This is a genomic window from Paenarthrobacter sp. UW852, from assembly GCF_024608385.1.
In the GTDB taxonomy this organism is placed as follows: Bacteria; Actinomycetota; Actinomycetes; order Actinomycetales; family Micrococcaceae; genus Arthrobacter.
Genome location: NZ_JAMSGY010000010.1, coordinates 104,531 through 125,569, shown reverse-complemented (window position 1 = coordinate 125,569; position 21,039 = coordinate 104,531). Strand labels below are relative to the sequence as shown.

Sequence of the window (21,039 nt, the reverse complement as noted above, 5' to 3'; positions counted from 1 at the left end):
ATGACCACCCCCGCAGAAACCACGTCTGCCGCGGAATCCGCCGCCCCGACGTCTGCCGTTGAGCAGCGGATCGCCGAGCTCGGTTTGACCCTCCCCGAGGTCGCCGCCCCGGTAGCTGACTACGTACCCGCCGTTGTCTCCGGCAACTACGTTTACACGTCCGGACAGCTGCCCTTTATTAATGGCAAACTCGAAGCTACGGGCAAGGTCTCTCTCGGCGAGTTGGGTACCTCCGATGAACCCACCGTCGACCCCGAGGACGCCAAGCGCTACGCCGCCGTATGCGCCATCAACGCCCTTGCGGCCGTCAAGAGCGTCATTGGCGATCTCGACCGCATCACCCGCATCGTTAAGGTGGTCGGCTTCGTTTCGTCCGACCCCACGTTCACCGGCCAGCCCGGCGTCATCAACGGTGCGTCCGAACTCCTCGGCCAGGTTTTGGGCGAGGCCGGCAAGCACGCACGTTCCGCCGTCGGCGTTTCTGTGTTGCCGCTCGACTCTCCCGTAGAGGTCGAGCTCATTGCTGAATTCAGCTAAGGAACCGGTTCACCCAATTGCCGCAGCTTGCACGCCGTCTGTTCGTTCTGCCCCCCGAACTCGAAGGGGCAGCACGAAACTGGCTTGATCTCGGCGAGCGGACCCCCAGGGCCGCCCGCTACGCCTCATCTGTTGTCCTTTTGCGGGACTCGCCCACCGGTCTGGAGACCTGGCTTGGTTACAGGCCAGGATCTTCGCCGTTGGGTGTTGTCGCTTTCCCGGGCGGTTCCTTGGACCCGTCCGACGACGACCCCGTGGGTTGGTTGGGCCCCTCACCCCAGCATTGGGCTGAGCAGATGGGAACGGACGACGTCGGACTCGCCCGCCGCCACGTGGTGGGCGCCATCCGCGAACTCTTTGAAGAGACCGGCGTCCTGCTCGCTGGGCCGGACGCCTCCTCCACAGTTGAGTCGAACTCCACGGTGGACTGGATGCGGGCCCGGGAAGCAGTAGCGGCGCAGGAGAAGTCCTTCACCGAGATGCTGTCCAAACGTGGACTCTCGCTGCGGACCGATCTGTTGAAGCCCTTGGTGAATTGGCTGAGCCCGGACTTTGCGCACACCCGCTTCAACACCCGGTACTTCGCCGCCACGGTCCCAGTGAACCAGCAGCCTTCGATCCTTGGAAGCAAGGGTGTCTGGGGCCGTTGGGTGTGCGCTGCCGAGGCTATCTCCCTGCGGGACACTCCTGCGCTCGGCGACGAAATCGGGCAGCCGAACACGGTTGGGCTCACGTTGGGCCAACTCCTGGTGCCTGGCTCCGAAATCATGCTCGAGAAAATGGCCGCCGCTAATGGCTGCATCGCGTACCTGAGCTACAAGCGCAAAGCCCACGTCTACCAGGCAAAGCTTGTGGACGAGGGCGGAATCCTGATGCTCGAAGTCGAAGCCGCCAAGACCATAGCCGGAGAGCCCCAGCGCGAACGCTGACGGACCCTCGCTCACGTTCCGCCTGCTTGAGCCGAACGCTCATTCACGTTCCGCCTGCTTGAGCCGAACGCTCGCTCACCAAGGCAACAAAAAAGCCGCCCCGGTCATCAACCGGGGCGGCTTTTTTTGGATGCTCTAGCGGGAGCGCTGGCGGAGGCGCTGCATGTCGAGGATAACCACTGCGCGGGCCTCGAGGCGGAGCCAGCCGCGCTGGACGAACTCGGCCAGTGCCTTGTTCACGGTCTCGCGGGAAGCGCCAACCAGCTGGGCGAGTTCTTCCTGCGTGAGTTCGTGGGCAACCAGGACACCGTCGGTGGCCGGGCGGCCGAAGCGGTCAGCCAGGTCCAGGAGCGCCTTGGCGACGCGGCCCGGAACGTCAGAGAAGACGAGGTCCGAGAGGGAGTCGTTGGTGCGGCGAAGGCGGCGGGCCAGGGCCTGAAGCAGCTGGGCGGAAACCTCGGGGCGTGTGCGCAGGAGCGCGTTGAGGCTCTCGTTCTTGAGTCCAGCCAGGCGGGTCTCGGAGACGGCTGTAGCCGTGGCGGTGCGCGGGCTGGGGTCGAACAAAGCCATTTCGCCGAAAAGCTCACCCGGGCCGAGGATGGCGAGCAGGGACTCGCGGCCGTCGGGGGAGGTGCGGCCGAGCTTCACCTTGCCGGAAACGATGAAGTAGAGCTGGTCACCCTGGTCACCTTCGCGGAAAACGGAAGCCCCGCGTGAAAGGTCCACCTCGGTGAGTTCGTCCGTCAGCAGGCGGAATGCGTCGTCGTCAAGGGTGGCGAAGAGGGGTGCGCGGCGCAATACCTCGATGTCCATGAAATCTCCTGAGTATAAGTTTCGGTCGTGGCGCTTCAGCCATTGTTTCAGAATTTTTGGGCTTCTGTGACGTACTTGGCATGCGAAACGCTGAAACGGCGCGGGTTTCGGGCGTTCAGCACCCATCTCTGGCCAGTAATCAGTCCGAATACGTCATCCGGCGTGATGTGACTAACGGTTGGCTGTCAGGGTCCGCAACTAGACTTGTCGCTACCCGGCTATGAGGAGCATTGGTGTTTGGCTTGACGATATTGGATTTGGCATTGATCCTGATGCTGCTCTCGTACCTGATCTACGGCCTACGCAACGGCTTCATGGTCACGTTGGGCGGAATTGCCGGTTTCGTGGTGGGTGCCATCGCTGCCTTCGTGGCGGTCCCGCTCGTCAGCGGCTGGGTGAGCGACAGCGGCTGGAGGCTTACCGCCACGGTGGGTGCCGCCGTCGTACTTATTGCTGTCGGCCATGGGCTGGGAACCTTGATTGGGCGCCGAATCCGCCACGCCGTGCGGATCAAGCCCCTGCACGCGGTTGATCGGCTGATCGGCGGCCTGGTGAGCGTAGTGGTCGCGGCGCTGGTGATGTCCATGCTCGCGTTCAGCATCAGTTCGCTGGGCGTGCCGTTCGTGTCGCAGCAAATCGCGGAGTCGCGAGTCATTCGTTCCATCGACAATCTGACGCCGACGCCGGTCAAGAGCACCATGGCGCAACTCAGGTCGACGGTGATCGGCGATGGGATTCCCAAGCTCATCGAGGGCATTGGGCCCGCCACCCCGCTGACCATCCCGAACGAATCAACCGACACTCCGGCGCTGAACAAAGCCGCCCAGTCTGTCCTGAAGATCGCCGGCACGGCCTACGAATGCGGGCAAAACCAGACCGGTTCCGGATTCGTGGTCTCGCCCGGGCGCGTCGTCACCAACGCGCACGTCGTGGCGGGCGTATCGCAGCCCGTGGTGGAGATTCCCGACGGCGGTGCGCTGCCGGGTCGCGTGGTCTACTTCGACTCCCAGCGGGACATCGCAGTCCTGGCCGTTGACGGCCTTAGGTCCGCACCGTTGCCGCTCAGCGCCGACCTGCCAGACGGCTCTTCGGCGGCTTTCGCAGGGTACCCGCATGGCGGTCCGTTCCAGTCGAAACCAGCGACTGTGCAAGGTATTTCCACCATTCTGGTTCCGGATATTTACGGCAATAACCCGTCACCGGAGCTTGTGTACAAGCTCGCCGGCGACGTCCAGCCGGGGAACTCGGGCGGGCCACTGCTGACGACGCAGGGGCAAGTGGCGGGGCTGATCTTCGCCAAGACAACCACTAATGACGCCCTTGGTTTTGCCCTCACCATGGAAGACCTGGAGCCCGTTGCAGCCCAGGCTCCCGGCCTCAACAACGCGGTTTCGGCTGGTCAGTGCACGCGTAAGTAGGCCATCGCTTTCTCACATCCCGGCCGTCTTTGGCCAACGCTCTCTCATATGATGGCGGTTTTTGAGGAACGCTCGCTCACCTGGTGGGCGGAGTTCCCTGAGACTTCTGCCCGGCTATAGATTGGGAGCCATGACTGAAGCCACTCCCGCCACCGAAGCCGGTCGCGGCACCATCCTTGTGATCAACGGCCCCAACCTGAACCTCCTGGGTACCCGGGAGCCCGAAAAGTACGGCACGTCCACGTTGGCCGACGTCGAGCAACTCGCCATGACGGCCGCGGCCGCCCATGGCCTCACCGTGGATTGCGTGCAGTCAAACCACGAGGGCGACCTTCTCGACGCCGTCCACGCAGCGCGAGGAAGTGCAGTGGGCATCGTGATCAACGCCGGAGCGTACACGCACACTTCCGTGGCACTTCGTGACGCCCTGGCGGCGGTGCAGCTCCCCGCCGTCGAAGTCCACATCACCAACGTCCACCAGCGCGAGGAGTTCCGGCACCACTCGTACCTGTCGGGCGTTTGCCAGGCGATCATCGTGGGCGCCGGCGTACTCGGGTACAAGCTGGCCATCGACTACCTGGCAGACGCGGTACAGAGCACGCGGTAGGTGAGCGAGCGTTCCCGGGAAACCCTTCGTTGGTGAGAGGGGATCCCCGGGAACGCTGCGGTAGGTGAGAGAGCGTCAGAGGGCTGTGAGGCGCAGCAGGATGGCGTGCTCCGGGTTCAGGACGGGCATCGGAAGGCCCACTTCGCCCAGGAACCGGCCAGTGGCTTCCGCCCCGGACGCCAACCAAGGCGCCGCCTTCGCTTCGATGAACGTGTGCCCGTAGTCGGCGTCACCAGGTGTGGGGAAGATTGCCTCCACCCGGTATGAACGCGACGGATCGAGCCCCGGGAGCGCTACGCGACCCACCTGCTCGGCGAAGCCCGTTCGCGTCTTCACGACAGCAAAAAGCGCGGCCGTGGCTCCTGCGATGCCGCCGTCGTGGATGTCCGCAACAACGCCGTGCACCATCAGCGACTCGTCCAGCGCATCGGCGCGCACCACTCGTCCGCTGTGGATCAGGGCCCGGTGTTCCTTATACAGGCCGATGAAGCGCTTGAGTTCCTCGCGCTCCGCGCCAGTGACGGAGCGGACGTCCCATTCCATGCCGAAGTGTCCGAAGAGCGCAGTGATGGCGCGGAAGGAGAGGTCGTGCGTCCGCCCAGTGGTATGTGATGTGGTCGGTCCGATGTGTCCGCCCACCAGCTCGGGCGGAACCACGATTCCCGTCCATCGCTGAATTGTCTGCCGTTCCAGTGCGTCGTTGCAGTCAGATGCCCAAATACGGTCGGTACGCTCAAGGATCCCCAGGTCAACGCGCGCACCGCCGGAGGAGCAGCTTTCGATCTCTACGCCGGGGTGGGCCGCATGGAGCGCGTCAAAAAGCCGGTACGCCGCCAAGGTCTGTTGGTGGACTGACGCCCGGCCGGCATGCCCATGCTCCAGGAGATCCCGGTTCTGGTCCCATTTGAGGTAGCTGATGGTGTTCTCACGCAGCAAAGTGTCGATGCGGTCGTAGATGTACTGCCACGCTTCCGGGTTCACCAGATCGATGACGTGTTGCTGCCGCCACTCGAGGGGCAGCCTGCCGCCGTCCTTGTATGAGTCAGCGGAGGGGCCAACAATCCACTCGGGGTGTGCCCGGGCTGCGTCGGAATCAAGGTTGATCATTTCCGGCTCCACCCAGAGCCCGAATTCCATGCCCAGGGACGTCACGGCATCGATGAGCGGCGTCAGACCGCCGGGCCATATGGTCTCATCGATGTACCAGTCGCCCAGCCCGGCCCGGTCGTCGCGGCGCCCGCGGAACCAACCGTCGTCGAGCACGAAACGCTCAACGCCAAGGTCGGCAGCAGACTCAGCGAGCTCGACGAGTGTGTCCAGGTTGTGGTCGAAGTAAACTGCCTCCCACGTGTTGAGGACTACTGGACGGGGCTTGCCGGAGAGCGCTCCCACGTGGTGGGGCCGCGAGCGGAACCAGCTGTAGAAGGCTGCAGAGATTCCGTCGAGCCCCTGGTTCGAATAAGCGGCAAAGAGTGCAGGAGTGGTGTAGCTGTCACCGGGTTCCAGGACTACTTCAGCCGGCCCCAAGAGTTCAGATCCGCCGATCATCGTGCGCCCATCAGCGACGCTGTCCGCGAACTCCTCATGGTTGCCGCTCCAGGCCAGGTGCGTAGCCCAAACCTTGCCGTGCCTGTTGCCGAAGCCGGCCGTTCCCGCGGCGAGCAGAAGCGACGAGTCGTGCCCTGTACGGCCGTGTCGCCCGGTGCGGACCCACGTTCCCTGCTGGATCGCCCGGCGCTGCGGGTGACGTTCGCGGCACCAGCGCCCGGTCAGGTCCAAAAGCTCGACGGCGTCCGGCGCCACCGGGAGCATCGTCGCCAGTTCATCCACTTGGAAAGGTGACGGGCCGTCGTTCGTGGCCGTGTGCCGCAGTTCGAGGAGCCCGCCCGGGTGCAGGGTGAGGTTGCTGGTCACGGTGATACCGGCATCGGCATCTGCCTGGACGATGGCCGCTGTGGTGCCGTCCGTCGTCGCGCTCACTACGCGAAGGCTGACTGAGAAATCAAAGCCGGGTACGCCGTCGGTAATTCGATGGCCGCGAAGTCCGGGCCTGCCCTGCCACGACGACGAAGCCTGGGGGAGGAGCCCGGCGGGGACGTTGGCGTCGATCGAAGACGGAGGGATGGGCTCGTTGAGGATGGCCAGGTCCGGAAGGGTGTCGCCCAGGTCAGCTCCCCAGTGGCTTATCTCAGCCTCGCCGCGGTGGGTGCTGATCACCAGGCTGGTACCTGCGGAACGGAGATGGAGCGGGTGCATGTGTGAAGTCGCTTTCATATCGGATCGTATGGGGTGTTGTGTGGCCCGCTCTGCGGGATTCGCAAAGGAAATAACGCGCAGAGCAGGCCTCACAACGTGTGGGTGAGGGCGGGTTGTCCTACTTGAAGAGGTTGTTGACCTGGTTGTTCGCCTCGGTCAGCGAGGAGGCGGGCTTCTTGCCGGCGAGGACTGCATCCATGGCGGGCTTCATGATGCCGTCAACCTTGGCAGCCTTGTCTGCGATCGGGAAGAGGAACGTGGTGCCATCCTTCACATGGGTTGTGAAGGCAGAGACGTCCGTGCCCTTGTCAGCGAAGGCCTTGGCTGCGATCTCAGAGGAACTGGCAATGGCCGGGAACACAACGGCCTTGCTGGCCACGACATCCTGGCAAGCGGTGGACCCGAGGTATTCCACCCACTTGATGCTGGCTCCGGGGTTTTTGGTGCCGGCCCAGACGGAGTCGGCCAGACCATTGAACATAGACGCGCGCTTGCCGTCGGTGCCCTTTGGAGTGGGTGCGAAGGCCGTTTCGATGCCCTTGTAGGTCTGGTACTGGCCGATCAGCCAATCGCCGTTGGTGTTGATGGCAGCCTTGCCGGCTCCGAAGCTGTCCGGCATGCTGGCGCCGACGGTGGTCTCCAGCTTGGGCATGTAGCCCTTGTCCACCAGGCCCGCCCACCAGGCGATGGTTTCCTGGAAACGGGGGTCGTCGTAGTTGAACTTGGTGCCCCACGGATTCTTGTCGGTTGCGGTCCAGCCCGTGGTCGCCGTGAGGAAGCTCCACTCGGTTTGGCCTTGGCCCGCACCGCTGCCCGTCAGCCCCAGTCCGTAGGTGGCAACGTTGTTCTTATCAAAGCCCGGTTCGTCGCCGCGCTTGCCGTTCTTGTCCACGGTCAGGTGCGCGATGGTCTTCTCGTAGCTGCCACCGTCCTTGGGGTTCCACTCCAAGTTGGCCATCTGCTCGGCGGTGATCCCGGCAGCGTCGGTCATGGCCTTGTTGTAGAAGAGGCCTACGGTGTCCCAGTCCTTCGGGAGTCCATAGCGCTTGCCGTCCTGGCCGACCCAGAGCTCGGGGAGGCCCTTGGTGTAGGCGTCCAGCTTGATACCGTCTTTCTCCACAGCCTCGTCCAACGACAGCAGCTGTTTCTTTGCTGCGTACTCCGGGTACTTGGAGAGGTGGTTGGTGAAGACGTCAGGTGCTGTTCCGGCCACGAAGCCGTTGGTCAGCGTCGTCCAGTAGTCGTCCCACCCGCGCTGGGTGATCTTGATCTTGATGTCCGGGTTGGCCTTGGTGAAATCGTCCGCGCATTGCTGGTACGCCGGGAGCTGATTGGCGTCCCAGAGCCAGTAGTTGATGTCACCCTTGGCTTCGGAAGAAGCGGGGGAGGAGCCGCCACAGGCGGACAGGGTCAGGGCGATGGCGGCGGCAGCAGCGGCGACGCCGAGGGTTTTCTTCATAGCGAACCTTTCGGGGATGAATTTGCAGAGGGTGCGGTTATTTGATTCCGGAGAATCCGATGGAGTTGACTACCTTCTTGCCGAAGGCGATGAACAGCAGGAAGATCGGCAGCGCTGCCACGAGGGTCCCGGCCATGAGCCCGGACCAGTCCAAGGCGCCTTGCGGGGACTGCGACTTGAAGACACTCAGGCCAACAGTGAGGACACGGACGTTCTCGTCCTGGCCCACCAACAGCGGCCAGAAGTATTCGTTCCACTGGCCGATAAAGGTCAGCAGCGCCAGGGTGGCGATGGGGGCGGCGGCGTTGGGAAGCACAATCTGGAAGAAGATGCGCAGGTGCTTGGCGCCGTCGAGCATTGCCGCTTCCTCAACTTCGCGGGACATGCTCAGGAAGAACTGCCGCAGGAAGAAGATGGCGAAAGGGGTCATGAACAGGAAGGGCAGGGACATCCCGGCCATGGTGTTCAGCAGCCCGAGGTTCTTGATCATCAGGAAGTTGGGCAGGGCCGTGAAGATCGGGGGAACCATCATGGTGGTCAGGAAGACGGCGAACACTTTGTTCCGGCCTGGCCAACGCAACCGTGCGAAGGCGTAGGCGGCCATCGCGCTGAAGAACACCTGGCCGGCCGTGGTGATGGTGGCGAAGATGATGGAGTTGCGCAGGTAAAGCCAGAAGTTGATGGCCGCACCGGAGCCGCCGTCGGCTATCGCTTCTTCGGTGGTTTGCAGGCCAAGTACGCGTTTGAACGCGCCCCAGCTGAAGTCGGCCGGGAGGAGGTTTCCGGCATTGGAGGCCAGCGCGCTGTTGCTCGACAGTGCCGTCCGCAGCATCCACAGGAACGGTGCGATGGTGATGGCGAGGGCGACGGCGACCAGCACCCACGCGCCGATCCGGCGCCAGTTGAGGGGCTTCTTGCGGTCTTTTCGGGTCAGGGTTGACGTAGTCATGGCGGTGTCCTTGGTCCTTTTCCGGCTTAGTCCAGGTCCGATTCGTTGCCCTTGAGGAACTTCATTTGCACGAAGGCCACCAGGGCGAGAATGACGAACAGGATCACGGACAGGGCGGAGGCGTAGCCGAAGTCGGACTCGCCAAAGGCTTTCTGGTAGATGTACATCTGGATCACGCGTGAGGCGTTGACGGGGCCACCGTTGGTGGTGACGGCGACGGTGTCGAAGACTTGGAAGGAACCGATCACGGTGACCACCAGAACCAACACCAACACGGGGCGGAGCAGCGGCATGGTGACGCTCCAGAACGTCCGGGTGGGGGACGCGCCGTCGAGGTTGGCTACCTCGTAGAGGTGGTTCGGGATGGATTGCAGCCCGGCGAAAATCAGGAGCGCGGTGTAGCCCATGTGCCGCCACACGTTGACGAACGCGATGGTGGGGATGGCCCATTGTTCGCTGCCGAAGAAGGCGACGCGGGGAAGGCCAACCCAGCTCATGATTTCGTTGACAATGCCCAGTTGGTAGTCGAGCATCCAGAACCAGAGCAGGGCGACGATGACGTTGGCCACCAGGAATGGGAGCAGCAGTGCTCCACGGATGAACGTGGACTTGGCCACCCGGTGCATCAGCAGGGCCAGTCCCAGCGCTATGACCGTCTGGAAGCCTATGTTGAGGGCGACGTACTGCAGGGTGACGCCCATGGCATTCCAGAAAAGTTCGTCGGCGAAAATGGTGGTGTAGTTCTTGATCCCGATCCATGTGGGCTCACCCAGGATGCTGTACTCGGTGAAGCTGAGGTAGATGCCGCGGATGGTGGGGATCAGAAAGAAGGCTACGAAGCCGATAACGGCCGGGAAGATAAAGAACAGGGCGATTTTCAGGTCACCGAGACGGCTGGTCATGCTGCGTTTGGCTGGTTGAAGCTTGCGTCCGTGGTTGCTCCTGGAACGCCCCGAAGCTTTCCCGGGTTGCTTGGTTAGCGTGGTCATCGTCGACCCTTTCCTGACTGTGATGGGGGTAACAACTGTTGGCGAATCTACACGAGTAGATTTGGCAAGCACAAGACATGACTGCAAAATGTGGTCAAAAATGTTCGGATCTGTTCTTTCTGTTGACTCGTGTAGATCACGGTGGAAGACTCATGTGGAACCCAACAAGGGACGCTTCGCAAGCTGCGCCTGCAGCTTCAGGAAAGGCAAACAATGACGTTTTCGATCGGTGTTGTGGGTGTCGGGCAGTTCGGCAGCCAGTTCGCGCACTTGTTCAAGCTCCACCCGGGCGTCAGTGCGGTTTACGCAGTGGATGAACTCCCCGAACGTGCAGCTGCAGCCCAGGAACGCTGGGGCCTGGACGGCGTCAGGGGCAGCTTCGAGGAGTTGTTGGAGTCCGACGTCGATGCTGTCGCCATCTTCACGCAGCGGTGGACCCATGGGCCGCTGGTCGAGCGTGCTCTGCGCGCAGGGAAACACGTATATTCAGCTGTGCCGATGGCCATTTCCGAAGAAGAAATCGCCCGGATCATAGAGGCCGTACGCGAGACCAAGCTTGTCTACGCCATGGGGGAGACCAGCTACTACAACCCCGCCACGGTCTTCGCCCGACAACAACATGCGGCAGGCAAGTTTGGCCGTATCTTCTACACCGAGGGCGACTACGTTCATGACATGGACCTGGGGTTTTACGAGGCCTATCAGTACAGCGGCGGAGAGCGGTGGAAGGAAACCGCCAGCTACCCACCCATGCTGTACCCGACCCATGCCATCGGTGGAGTCCTCGGCGCTGTACCGGGGCACGCGGTCAGCGTCAGCTGCATCGGCGTGAAGGACCAGCGCGGTGACGGAGTCTTCGACAAGGACGTCAGTATGTTCGCCAACGACTTCTCCAACGCCACTGCGCTGTTTGAAATGAACGACGGCGGCGCGATGCGCACCAACGAGATGCGCCGAGTGGGGTACCCCTCCCATATCCGGGAATCGCGCTTCCGTTTCTTCGGCACCGAGGCCAGTTTTGAGCAGCTCGCCACCACCACCGTCTGGCAGGACAAGTCTTCCGTTGAGGACGTGTCCGAGCAGGTGGAAACCAAACCGACCATGTCCGCAGACGATCCCTCCCTTGCAGATGTAGCACCGGAGCTGCGGGATGCTTTCATCTCCGGGCTGGCCCCGGTACATGACCAGTCCAGGCTTCCCCAAGAATTCCTGGGAGCCCCCAACGGGCATGAAGGCAGCCACCAATTCCTGGTGGATGACTTCGTGACGGCCGTGAACGACCGCAGCCTCCCACCCGTTAATGCTTGGGTTGCGGCCCGGTTCACGCTGCCGGGAATCATCGCTCACGAGTCTGCGCTCCGTGGCGGGGAGCGCCTTCCCATCCGCGACTTCGGTGATGCCCCCGTGGAGTAGCTAGCATTTACCCCATGACACCTTCGGCGCTACAAACCTCGCGCGGCCCGGTAACACGCAAAGACGTGGCCCGGTACGCCGGGGTGAGTACCGCCGTCGTGAGTTATGTGGTGAACGGTGGGCCCAAGAACGTGGCCCCAACCACGGAAGCCAAGGTTCGCGAGGCCATCCGTGTCCTCGGATACCGGCCCAACGCTGCCGCCCGTGCCCTGAAGCTTGGATCCAGCGAGACCATTGGAGTGGTGGTTCCTGATAACACCAACCCGTTCTTTACTCAGCTGGCCCACGCCGTGGAGGATGCGGCCGCGGAACTTGGCTTTGGCATGGTGCTCACCAACTCGGACGGCAGCCTGACACGCGAACGCAAGAACATCCGCACCTTGGCTGCCCGGCAGGTGGACGGGGTGTTCCTGGCCAGCTGCGTGTTCGATCCCGACGTCACGGAGCTTGAAGCCTCGGAGATCCCTTCCGTGCTCTTGAACAATGCAGGCTCGCCGCCGGGTTTCGCCAGCGTTGGCGTGGACTTGGAAGCTGGCGGCCGTGCTGCTGTCCAGCACCTGATAGGCCATGGACACACGAACATCGGCCTGGCCATCGGCACCAACACCGGCAATCAACTGGACGGACGCGAAGTGGGATGGCTGGCCACGCTGCGTGAAGCGGGCCTGCCGGATGGTCCTATGCTGCACAGTCCGTTCACCAGGCCTGGCGGCTACGAAGTGGGCAAGCGATTCCTGTCCATGGCCAACCGGCCCACTGCGATCTTTGCCAGTAACGACATGCAGGCCATCGGAATCCTCCGGGCCTTCCACGAGGCCGGAGTCCGTGTGCCCGAGGACATGGCGCTGGTGTCCTTCGACGGGTCCTTGGATTCCGAATACAGTTGGCCCGCACTGACCACGGTGGCGCAGCCGGTCCAACTGATGGCCGAAGCCGCCGTTCGTGCGTTGGTGGGCAAGGGGCGCGCGGAGGAACCGCAACACCACATCCTTCCCACCGAGCTGATCATTCGGCAGTCCTGCGGCTGCGACTAGCACCCTCCATCACCGACTCGCCTGTTTGGCCGGACGCTCGATCACCTTTCACGGCCCACTGAGAGGGGTTGGTCGGGAGGGGGCCATCGGTGGGAGGGGGCTAGGAGTCCGTGCTCGCGTAGCGCTCAGGCCGGGCCAGCACCTGACCGATCTGCGACGTCCCTGCTGCCACGGCCAAACGCACCAGCAGGAACCCGGCCGCGAACACTCCGCAGATGGTCACAAACACCACGGGCTGGGTCAGCAACACGGCACCCGTGAGCGGGAGGACCAGGACAGCTGCCGCTGCCGCCGAAATGCCTGCGACCAGGAAGAGCGGCGACATCACGGCCTTGACCCTGGCCGCCACCATCAGCTTCCGCGGCATTCCCACCCGGTCCAGTGCCACCAGCATCGGGGCCCGGTCGAGCGCGGCCGCGGCCTGGTTTACGCCCGCGGAGCACGCCACCATGAGGAACGAGCCCAATAGGGTGATCATCACACCGGTGTTGATGTCCCGCACCAACAAGGCGGTATCATCGCCGGCGCTGCCGCCCATGGTGTCCGCCACGGCCATGCCAACCCCAACAAACACACCCACAAAACTGGTCATCGCGACGCCCCCAACTTGCCGCCACGATTCCTCGGGACTTTCCAGCACGGTCCTGGCAGCCAAAAGTTGCTCAGGACGTTTGGCGCGCTTGAGCTGCGACGATGCCCGCAACCGCAGGATCCACGGGCCCATGAGGTTCAACGCCAGCAACGCCAGGCCAAAGCAGCCACCCATGACTCCGATGATCACGATGAACGCGCCGAAGCTGCTGAGCATCCCCATCGCCACCACGCCGATGACCACAACAACAGCCGCGATGAGCCCGCGAACCCAGTGGGCGCCGTCGGCCATTTGCCTTGTCCTGACGCCCAAAGGCGTCACCACAACTTTCCGAAGCCCAAGCGCAGCACTCGCTGCTGCCAGAACGCAGACGGCAAGAACGCAGCCGAGGATGGAGGGCACGGAGAGCCAGGCGTGGCTCCCTATGGCTTGGCCGCGGAACTGGATCAGGCCGAGGAACGGTGCAACGCATGCGTACAGCCCCGCACCCGCCAGGGCTCCGACCGCCGCGAGCACTGTCGACTCGATGACGGTCATCCATACGACGGTGGCGCTGTTCGCGCCCAAAAGACGCAGGGAGGCCAGGCGGTCATCACGACGCCGGGCGGCCAGTCGGGCGGCCGAGGCGCCAAGGGTCAGCAACGGGATGATCAGCAGCACCATCGCGACGACGGCCAAGGCCTGGTAGGTGCCGGCGATGTCGTCGGTCCAGGACCAGAAAACCTGCGAGCCGCCTGCCACAGTCAGCAGCAGTGCGGTGACTGTGCCGAACGCAAGAATGGGCAACCCGGCGTCCCGAAGACCGGTTTCCCGCAGGCTGCTGCCATTGCTTCGGGCGAGATAGGGGGCGAGGCGTAGCGCCATGGTGAGGCTAGACATTGAAGGCACCTTTGAAGTTGGTTGTTGCGGGCGCGGCTGGGGTGGAGGGTCCACCGGTGTCGGCCACGATCCGGCCGTCCCGCAGTTCCACGACGCGCCGGCAACGGGCAGCGACGTTGGGATCGTGGGTCACCACCAGCAGGGTTCGGCCATTTGCTGCAACAGAACCAAGCAGTATGTCCAGCACTTCGCTGGATGTGGCTGAATCCAGGGCTCCAGTGGGTTCATCGGCAAAGACCACCCGCGCGCCGGTCACTTGGGCCCGGGCGATGGCGACGCGCTGGACCTGGCCGCCGGAGAGTTCGCCCAGGCGTCGCTGTTCCATCCCGCCGAGGCCCAGTGCGGCCAGCCATTCCGCGGCCCGGGATTCGGAGGTGGCCCTGTCAGTGCCGTTCAGCATCAGCGCGAGGGCCACGTTTTCGATGGCCGTCAGCTCAGGAAGGAGCATGCCTTGTTGGAAAACGAAGCCGAATTCTTCCCTCCGGAGCCGCGACAACGCTGCGTCACCCAAGGTGTCCAGGCGCAGCGGCGACGAGGGAGTGTTCAAGGTGACCGAACCGGCGTCGGGCTTCAAAATCCCGGCGAGGCAGTGCAACAGAGTGGTCTTGCCCGAACCCGAGGGTCCAATGATCGCAATGGATTCGCCGGTGTTCGCAGTGAAGTCGACGTGGTCCAGGGCGAGGCTGCCGGGATAGTGCTTGGTGAGCTGCTGGGCGTGGAGGATGGCGTTCATATATCCAGCATCCCGAAACGGGACATCTCCCCGCGTCAGTCCACCGGTTGAACTCCGCGGCCAGCCATCCACCCGCGGTATGAGAGCCGGCCTAGCTGTGTTGGGTCTCCGCGATCCGAAGCTTCGCCACGTTCTCTTCCAGCACCCGCCGGGCGTCTTCACCCAGCAATGAGTCTGTGATGAGTTCGTCGGCCTCCTCCAACTGGGCGATCGAAGCGATGCCCACGACGCCCCATTTGCTGTGATCAGCCACAACTACCGTGCTCCGCGCGGAGGCCATGAACGCGCGGTTGGTCTCGGCTTCGAGCAGGTTGGGGGTGGTGAAGCCCGCTTGGGCATCCATGCCGTGAACGCCAAGGAACAGGACGTCCAGGTGGAGTTGCTTCAAGGATGCGGTAGCAATGGGTCCCACCAACGCGTCCGACGGCGTCCGCTCGCCACCGATCAGGATGACGGTGGAACCAAACCGGGCAGGACCGGAGGAGGCGCCGTGATGAAAAAGGTCGGCAATTCGGACAGAGTTGGTCACGACTGTGATGCGGGGACCGTTGACGAGTTCCTTCGCCAGTGCCCAGGTGGTGGTGCCGGCGCCGAGACCGATCGCCATGCCTTCCTGCACCAGGGAAGCTGCTTCTACGGCGATCGCGTGCTTCTCGGCGGTCAGCTGCGTGGACTTGAGCTCGAATCCGGGTTCGTGGGTGCTGGCATCACCTGGCAGTTTGGCGCCACCGTGGATTCGCTCCACCCGGCCGGATTCCTCGAGGGCTTCGATGTCGCGCCGCACGGTCATGGGGGAGACGCCAAGGAGTTGGGCGAGGTCAGAGACCCTTACGACGCGTTCGCGCTGGACGGCGTCGATGATGGCGGAGTGGCGTGCTGCCTGAAGCATCAGGGCCTTTCTGGGAACCTCGTCAAAAGTGGGGCTGGGTCTGGCTCCAGTCTAGGACGCGGGACTCGCCGAGGCCGGTAAGGCACCACGCCCAGCTGGAACGCACGACGGCGCCACTCACCCCGTGGGGCGAGCGGCGCCGTCGTTGATCCTGGTCGGGCTACTTGCGGAGCGACTCCGCGATTTGGGTCATGATGCCGGGGTCTGCCAAGGTGGTGGCATCGCCGGTGTCGCGTCCTTCTGCGATGTCCTTGAGCAGGCGGCGGACGATCTTGCCGGAACGGGTCTTGGGCAGTTCCGGCACGATCAGGAGCTGCTTGGGCTTGGCGATCGGGCCGATTTCCTTGCCCACGTGGTTCCGCAGTTCCAGGACGGTTTCGTCGCCGTTGTTCACGGCGTCACCGCGGAGGATGACGAACGCGACGACGGCCTGGCCGGTGGTCTCGTCAGCGGCGCCCACCACGGCTGCTTCGGCGACGGACGGATGCGAAACCAGGGCGGATTCGATCTCCGTGGTGGAGAGGCGGTGGCCGGAGACGTTCATGACGTCGTCAACGCGGCCAAGTAGCCAGACGTCGCCGTCCTCGTCCTTCTTGGCACCATCACCGGCGAAGTACATGGCCTCGAACCGGGACCAGTAGGTGTCCTTGAAACGCTCGGGGTCGCCCCAGATTCCGCGAAGCATGGAGGGCCACGGTTCGCGGACCACAAGGTAGCCGCCTTCGCCGTTGGCTACTGACTGGCCGTTTTCGTCCACCACGTCCACGGCGATGCCGGGCAGCGGAACCTGCGCTGAACCGGGCTTGGTGGCGGTGACGCCGGGCAGCGGTGCGATCATCTGAGCGCCGGTTTCGGTCTGCCACCAGGTGTCCACGATCGGGGCCGGGTTCTCCTTCTTCTCGCCGTTCTTGCCGGCGTTCCCGCCGATCACGTCGCGGTACCACATCCAGGCCTCGGGGTTGATGGATTCGCCCACGGAGCCCAGGACACGGATGGAGGAGAGATCGTACTTGTCCGGGATGTCCCGGCCCCACTTCATGAATGTGCGGATCGCCGTGGGTGCCGTGTAGAGGATGGAGACCTTGTACTTCTCCACAATCTCCCACCAGCGGCCCTGGTGCGGGGAGTCGGGCGTGCCTTCGTACATGACCTGGGTGGCGCCGTTGATGAGTGGCGCGTAGGTGACGTAGGAGTGGCCGGTGACCCATCCGACGTCGGCCGTGCACCAGTACACGTCCGTTTCCGGGTGGAGGTCGAACACGGCCTTGTGGGTGTAGGCGCCCTGCGTGAGGTAGCCGCCGGTTGTGTGCAGGATGCCCTTGGGTTTGCCCGTGGTACCTGAGGTGTAGAGGATGAACAGCGGGTGCTCGGAATCATGCCCGACGGCGGTGTGTTCGGTATCTGCCTTGTCAACCGTCTCGGACCACCAGAGGTCGCGGCCTTCCACCCAGTTGACGTCCTCGCCGTTGCGCTTGACCACCACAACGTTCTGGACAGTATGACCTTCCTTGGAGAGGGCTTCGTCCACGGCGGGCTTCAGCGGGGAGGGCTTGCCACGGCGGTAGGTACCATCGGCAGTGACAACGAGCTTGGCTTCGGCATCCTCGATCCTGGAACGCAGGGCATCTGCGGAGAACCCGCCGAACACCACGGAGTGCACAGCACCGATCCGGGCGCAGGCAAGCAGCGTGATGACGGCCTCGGGAATCATGGGCAGGTACACGGCCACGCGGTCGCCCTTGGCCACGCCGAGGGCTTCGAAAGCGTTGGCGGCCTTCTTGACCGCTTCTGTCAGCTCCGCGTACGTGTAGGTGCGGGTGTCGCCGGGTTCGCCTTCGAAGTAGATGGCAACGCGGTCGCCCAGTCCGTTCTCCACGTGCCGGTCCAGCGCGTTGTAAGCCGCATTGATCTCGCCACCGACGAACCACTTCGCGAACGGCGGGTTGGACCAATCCAAGGCCTCGGTGAAGTCCTTGTCCCATGTCAGCAGCTCGCGGGCCTGCTTGGCCCAGAACGCGGGGCGGTCCGCCTCAGCCTCTGCGTAGGCGTCAGCACTTGCGACGGCGTTGGCCGCGAACTCTGCCGACGGCGCGAACTTGCGGTTCTCGTGAAGGAGGTTTTCAAGGGCCTCGACGTGTGTGGATCCGGTGGTGTCCTGGGACATGGTGAACCTCATTATTCATCGATCTTTGCTTCGCGGATCCTTTCCATAGGTCCGTGCGCGAGCCGTTCCCCGGCGTCGCGCAGGTCCCGCGGAAGGTCCGCAGAGTGCTGTCCGCCAACAACACTATCTCTTTGGAAGGTCCTACGTGTGCGTGGTCACAAACCCGGCCGTGAGCGGCGCACATTTAGCGCCGAATGGCGGCTGGTGCCGTGAGGAACCGTTTACATGACGACGACGGCGGGCCCTGGCTCACGCTGTTGGGGCGGGAGTTTGGCGGCGAACACTGTAAGGGACCTTGGAGTTTGCTGTGGGCGAAGCCGTATGACCGTTTTCCGCTGGAACCCTGTCAGTGGGGTGGCATAGGCTGAAGAAGCCTTGGAACCCATCTTCTGGCGTGTCCGGTTTCCTGCAGATTCCTGCGGAGATAACCGGGCCGGACTGTCCAAGGCGCCGCCGTACGAAGGAGAAACAGATGAACCAGCTGAGCCCAGGCCCGCACGACTCACAACCGACGGGACCGGACACCACGGCTGGAACGGCCACCCCTGCAAGTGGCACCGCTGACGGGAAGCCGTCGAAGTTCGACGCTGTCGCCGGTCCGTTTACCATCCGGGACCTCACCGTGTTCGGCTCCACCCTCCTGATGTTCGTGGCATCCCTCCTGCCGATGTTCGGAGAGCGCTACAACCTCTGGAACCTTGGGAACCTGTTCTTCCTGCTGCTCGGCATCATCCTGCCCTTGGTCGTGACGGCACTGTTCGTGGCCCGCAGGTTGCAACCAAAAACCGTTGTGCGCATCGGCTCCCTGTCCATTGACCAGTTTGCATCGGTCACGGCTTCCTTCGCTTTCCCGCTGTTTTTCCTGACGATCGCCGACTCCTTCAACGGTGGTGTGCTGCTGGGGTTGGTTGGTTCGGTGGGCCTGCTGGCTGCGACAGTTCTTGGCCCTCATCTTCCGTGGCTCTCCGCTGATTTCAAGGGGCGTGTCGAGACGCCGGCGCACGTTGTTGCCCGTGAAGCGGTTGTGCCTAGCCGTAAGCCTGCCGCTCCCAAGGCGCCGAAAGCGCCCAAGCCGGCCGCAACTCCGTCCACTCCGGGCTTTGAAGGATCGGCTGCCGGATACCAGGCTCCGGGTCCCGTAGTTTCATCGGGAACAGCCGGCGCTGCCGCGGGTTCCAGTGCTGCCCCTGGTTCCGGCGCTGCCGCGGGTTCCAGCCCGTTGGCACCGGCCGCTTCCGCAAATACAGAGCCGTCATCAGCTGCCACCGCGGCCTCCGCCGTCGTTCATTCAGCCGATGCCGGCTCCGGTTCGGCGCCTGCTGCCTCCGGTGCCGGTGCATCGCCCGCAACACCTGTGGCTCAACCAGCCGCCTCAAACGGAGCAGTTGCGTCCAGCGAAGATGGCAAGGCCCCGGCGTCTGCTCCGGAGCCGGCAACTACCCAGCACGCCGCTCAGCCCGCGGCGCAGCCGGGGCCCGCGGAGGCAGGACCGGCCCAGCCGGCCAACGCCCAGTCAGCGGCGCAGCAGCCGGCCGCGCAGCAGCCGTGGGCTGCCACGATGGCTACTCCCATCGTTTCCGGTGACACCCGGCGCGTCAGCGACTCCATCGGCGCCACCGTGGACCCGGCAAGCCGTCCGGAGGAATCCGATTCCCCCGCGTATGAGGCCTTCTGGTTCGCTGTCGCCCAGCCACGCACGGCGTACGACGAACACTCCGGCGCTCCTTCCTTCACCATCGAACCCGGCGGATGGGTCCTCGCGTTGGAGGACCGCGGCCACGAGTTCCTGGTTCAGGACACTGACGGCAAGGTTGGGGTCCTCAGGGAGCTCAGCAACATCGAACGCGGCTAGGCGGGGACGCCGTGGCCACCGCCGAAGCTGGTTCGCTCCTCGCACTCAAACGCCGGGCACGCAAGATCAACAGGGTTCTCGCCGAGAAGTACCCTTACGCGCATGCGGAGCTGGACTTCCGGAACCCGTTCGAACTGGTCGTGGCCACAGTCCTTTCCGCCCAGACAACCGACGTCCTGGTCAACCAGGTCACCAAGATCCTGTTTGCCCGCTACCCGGACGCACGGACCATGGCTGAAGCGGACCCTTTTGAACTTGAAGCAATCCTTCAGCCCACGGGTTTCTTCAGGGCAAAAGCCCGCAATGTCCTGGCGCTCAGCACCCGTTTGGTGGACGAGTACGACGGCGAGGTCCCGGGTCGGTTGGAGGACCTGGTAACGCTGCCGGGAGTCGGGCGAAAGACCGCCAACGTTGTCCTGGGCAATGCCTTCGGCGTTCCCGGGATCACCGTCGACACGCACTTTGGACGCTTGGCACGACGGTTCGGCTGGACTGCGTCGGATGATCCGGTGAAGATCGAATTTGATGTAGCCGAGCTGTTTGAGCGTCGGGACTGGACCATGCTCTCGCACCGCGTGGTGTTCCACGGACGCAGGATCTGCCATGCCAAGAAGCCGGCGTGCGGTGCCTGCCCTGTCGCCAGCCTCTGCCCGAGCTACGGCGACGGTGAAACGGATCCCGTCAAAGCGGCCAAGCTGCTGAAGTATGAGCTCGCCCCCGGAAATGAAGCATTGCTGGAACGGTTGCTGGCTGAGACCCATCGGGCCGCGGAGATCCGCATGGAATCGCAAAGGAGGCCCGGGTGACCGCGCTTGAGGAGTTGTCAGCACTCGTTGCCCGCTACGAGTCCGGCGAGCAACAGCGCTCAAGCCTGTGGGCCCAGCTGCCCGTCCTTGAGGAGACAAACCGTGCCGCCGCTGTCCTGATGTTGTTCGGCGTGCTGGACAACGTGCCCGCAGAATCCGGGCGTCCCATCGCCCCGGCCGACCTTGACGTCCTCCTGTTGGAGCGGGCGCACACCCTTGACGACCATCCAGGGCAGGTGGCCTTTCCCGGCGGCAGCGTGGACCCGGAAGACGAATCGGTGGTTGCCGCGGCCCTGCGGGAAGCCGTGGAAGAAACCGGTTTGGATGCCAGCGGTGTCCGTGTGCTCGGTGTGATGCCTGAGCTCGGACTTATCCGCAGCAACTTCCGGGTCACTCCGGTGCTGGCCTGGTGGGATGCCCCGTCACCTGTTCGCGTGGTGGACTATGGCGAATCTGCCCAGGTTTTCCGGGTACCCGTCCGGGACCTGCTGGACCCGGTCAACCGTGTCAGCGCCACCATCTCGCGGTTCGGCCGCACGTATACCAGCCCGGGCTTCACCGTTAATGGCGTGTTGGTGTGGGGCTTCACCGGAATGGTCCTGAGCGGCCTTTTCGATGAACTGGGCTGGACCGTTCCGTGGGACCAGAACAAGCTCCACGACATCGATCTCTAGGATCACAGCACCCGAGGGTGCCGTGCAGGGCCCTGAGCTCTTCCGG

General features: G+C 63.7%; 18 protein-coding genes. 9 read left to right on the top strand and 9 right to left on the bottom strand.

What is annotated here, in order from left to right; all coding sequences use genetic code 11:
• Both NEK97_RS16935 and NEK97_RS16930 read left to right on the top strand, forming a co-directional pair.
• Nucleotides 1-537 (top strand): RidA family protein, encoded by a 537-nt coding sequence (locus NEK97_RS16935; protein WP_257370943.1) that lies wholly within the window; start codon nt 1-3, stop codon nt 535-537.
• 17 nt (nt 538-554) lie between these two features.
• Nucleotides 555-1,466: an NUDIX hydrolase gene (locus tag NEK97_RS16930; protein ID WP_257370942.1), complete on the top strand. Its 912-nt coding sequence runs from the start codon at nt 555-557 to the stop codon at nt 1,464-1,466.
• A 135-nt stretch (nt 1,467-1,601) separates the two neighbouring features.
• Here NEK97_RS16930 and NEK97_RS16925 read toward each other — a convergent pair whose 3' ends face one another.
• The gene (locus NEK97_RS16925; protein ID WP_011775987.1) at nt 1,602-2,279 is read right to left on the bottom strand and encodes a Crp/Fnr family transcriptional regulator; all 678 of its coding nucleotides are present in this window, start codon (nt 2,277-2,279) and stop codon (nt 1,602-1,604) included.
• 233 nt (nt 2,280-2,512) lie between these two features.
• Between NEK97_RS16925 and NEK97_RS16920 the strand changes: the two genes are divergently transcribed.
• Nucleotides 2,513-3,697, top strand: a complete 1,185-nt coding sequence (locus NEK97_RS16920) for a MarP family serine protease (protein WP_257370941.1) — start codon at nt 2,513-2,515, stop codon at nt 3,695-3,697.
• A 130-nt stretch (nt 3,698-3,827) separates the two neighbouring features.
• Nucleotides 3,828-4,304 (top strand): type II 3-dehydroquinate dehydratase, encoded by a 477-nt coding sequence (aroQ, locus tag NEK97_RS16915; protein ID WP_257370940.1) that lies wholly within the window; start codon nt 3,828-3,830, stop codon nt 4,302-4,304.
• A gap of 75 nt (nt 4,305-4,379) precedes the next feature.
• On the opposite strand, the gene NEK97_RS16910 is transcribed toward aroQ, so the two are convergent.
• The 4 genes from NEK97_RS16910 to NEK97_RS16895 form a co-directional block, all read right to left on the bottom strand.
• Nucleotides 4,380-6,560 (bottom strand): alpha-galactosidase, encoded by a 2,181-nt coding sequence (locus tag NEK97_RS16910; RefSeq protein WP_257370962.1) that lies wholly within the window; start codon nt 6,558-6,560, stop codon nt 4,380-4,382.
• A gap of 118 nt (nt 6,561-6,678) precedes the next feature.
• Complete coding sequence (locus tag NEK97_RS16905) at nt 6,679-8,019, bottom strand: sugar ABC transporter substrate-binding protein (protein WP_257370939.1); 1,341 nt, start codon at nt 8,017-8,019, stop codon at nt 6,679-6,681.
• A 37-nt stretch (nt 8,020-8,056) separates the two neighbouring features.
• Complete coding sequence (locus tag NEK97_RS16900) at nt 8,057-8,968, bottom strand: carbohydrate ABC transporter permease (RefSeq protein WP_257370938.1); 912 nt, start codon at nt 8,966-8,968, stop codon at nt 8,057-8,059.
• Nucleotides 8,969-8,994: 26 nt separating this feature from the next.
• The gene (locus NEK97_RS16895) at nt 8,995-9,957 is read right to left on the bottom strand and encodes a carbohydrate ABC transporter permease (protein ID WP_374111542.1); all 963 of its coding nucleotides are present in this window, start codon (nt 9,955-9,957) and stop codon (nt 8,995-8,997) included.
• 213 nt (nt 9,958-10,170) lie between these two features.
• Between NEK97_RS16895 and NEK97_RS16890 the strand changes: the two genes are divergently transcribed.
• Together NEK97_RS16890 and NEK97_RS16885 are read left to right on the top strand one after the other, a co-directional pair.
• Complete coding sequence (locus tag NEK97_RS16890) at nt 10,171-11,370, top strand: Gfo/Idh/MocA family protein (RefSeq protein ID WP_257370937.1); 1,200 nt, start codon at nt 10,171-10,173, stop codon at nt 11,368-11,370.
• 14 nt (nt 11,371-11,384) lie between these two features.
• Nucleotides 11,385-12,404: a LacI family DNA-binding transcriptional regulator gene (locus NEK97_RS16885; protein ID WP_257370936.1), complete on the top strand. Its 1,020-nt coding sequence runs from the start codon at nt 11,385-11,387 to the stop codon at nt 12,402-12,404.
• Nucleotides 12,405-12,504: 100 nt separating this feature from the next.
• Here NEK97_RS16885 and NEK97_RS16880 read toward each other — a convergent pair whose 3' ends face one another.
• The 4 genes from NEK97_RS16880 to acs form a co-directional block, all read right to left on the bottom strand.
• Nucleotides 12,505-13,860 (bottom strand): FtsX-like permease family protein, encoded by a 1,356-nt coding sequence (locus tag NEK97_RS16880; protein WP_306673134.1) that lies wholly within the window; start codon nt 13,858-13,860, stop codon nt 12,505-12,507.
• 7 nt (nt 13,861-13,867) lie between these two features.
• Entirely contained in the window at nt 13,868-14,608 is a 741-nt protein-coding gene (locus NEK97_RS16875; protein ID WP_257370934.1) for an ABC transporter ATP-binding protein, read from the bottom strand.
• 91 nt (nt 14,609-14,699) lie between these two features.
• Nucleotides 14,700-15,497, bottom strand: coding sequence for a DeoR/GlpR family DNA-binding transcription regulator (locus tag NEK97_RS16870; protein ID WP_257370933.1), 798 nt, complete (start codon nt 15,495-15,497; stop codon nt 14,700-14,702).
• 160 nt (nt 15,498-15,657) lie between these two features.
• Nucleotides 15,658-17,661, bottom strand: coding sequence for an acetate--CoA ligase (gene acs, locus NEK97_RS16865; protein WP_257370932.1), 2,004 nt, complete (start codon nt 17,659-17,661; stop codon nt 15,658-15,660).
• A 472-nt stretch (nt 17,662-18,133) separates the two neighbouring features.
• Between acs and NEK97_RS16860 the strand changes: the two genes are divergently transcribed.
• Genes NEK97_RS16860 through NEK97_RS16850 form a run of 3 tightly spaced genes read left to right on the top strand, consistent with a single transcriptional unit; the run spans nt 18,134 to nt 20,993 of the window.
• Nucleotides 18,134-19,513, top strand: a complete 1,380-nt coding sequence (locus NEK97_RS16860; RefSeq protein ID WP_257370931.1) for a hypothetical protein — start codon at nt 18,134-18,136, stop codon at nt 19,511-19,513.
• Between the two features lie 11 nt (nt 19,514-19,524).
• The gene (nth, locus tag NEK97_RS16855; RefSeq protein WP_257370930.1) at nt 19,525-20,319 is read left to right on the top strand and encodes an endonuclease III; all 795 of its coding nucleotides are present in this window, start codon (nt 19,525-19,527) and stop codon (nt 20,317-20,319) included.
• Nucleotides 20,316-20,993 (top strand): CoA pyrophosphatase, encoded by a 678-nt coding sequence (locus NEK97_RS16850; protein WP_257370929.1) that lies wholly within the window; start codon nt 20,316-20,318, stop codon nt 20,991-20,993. The genes nth and NEK97_RS16850 overlap by 4 nt, the downstream gene beginning before the upstream one ends.
• The last annotated feature ends 46 nt before the right edge of the window (nt 20,994-21,039 follow it).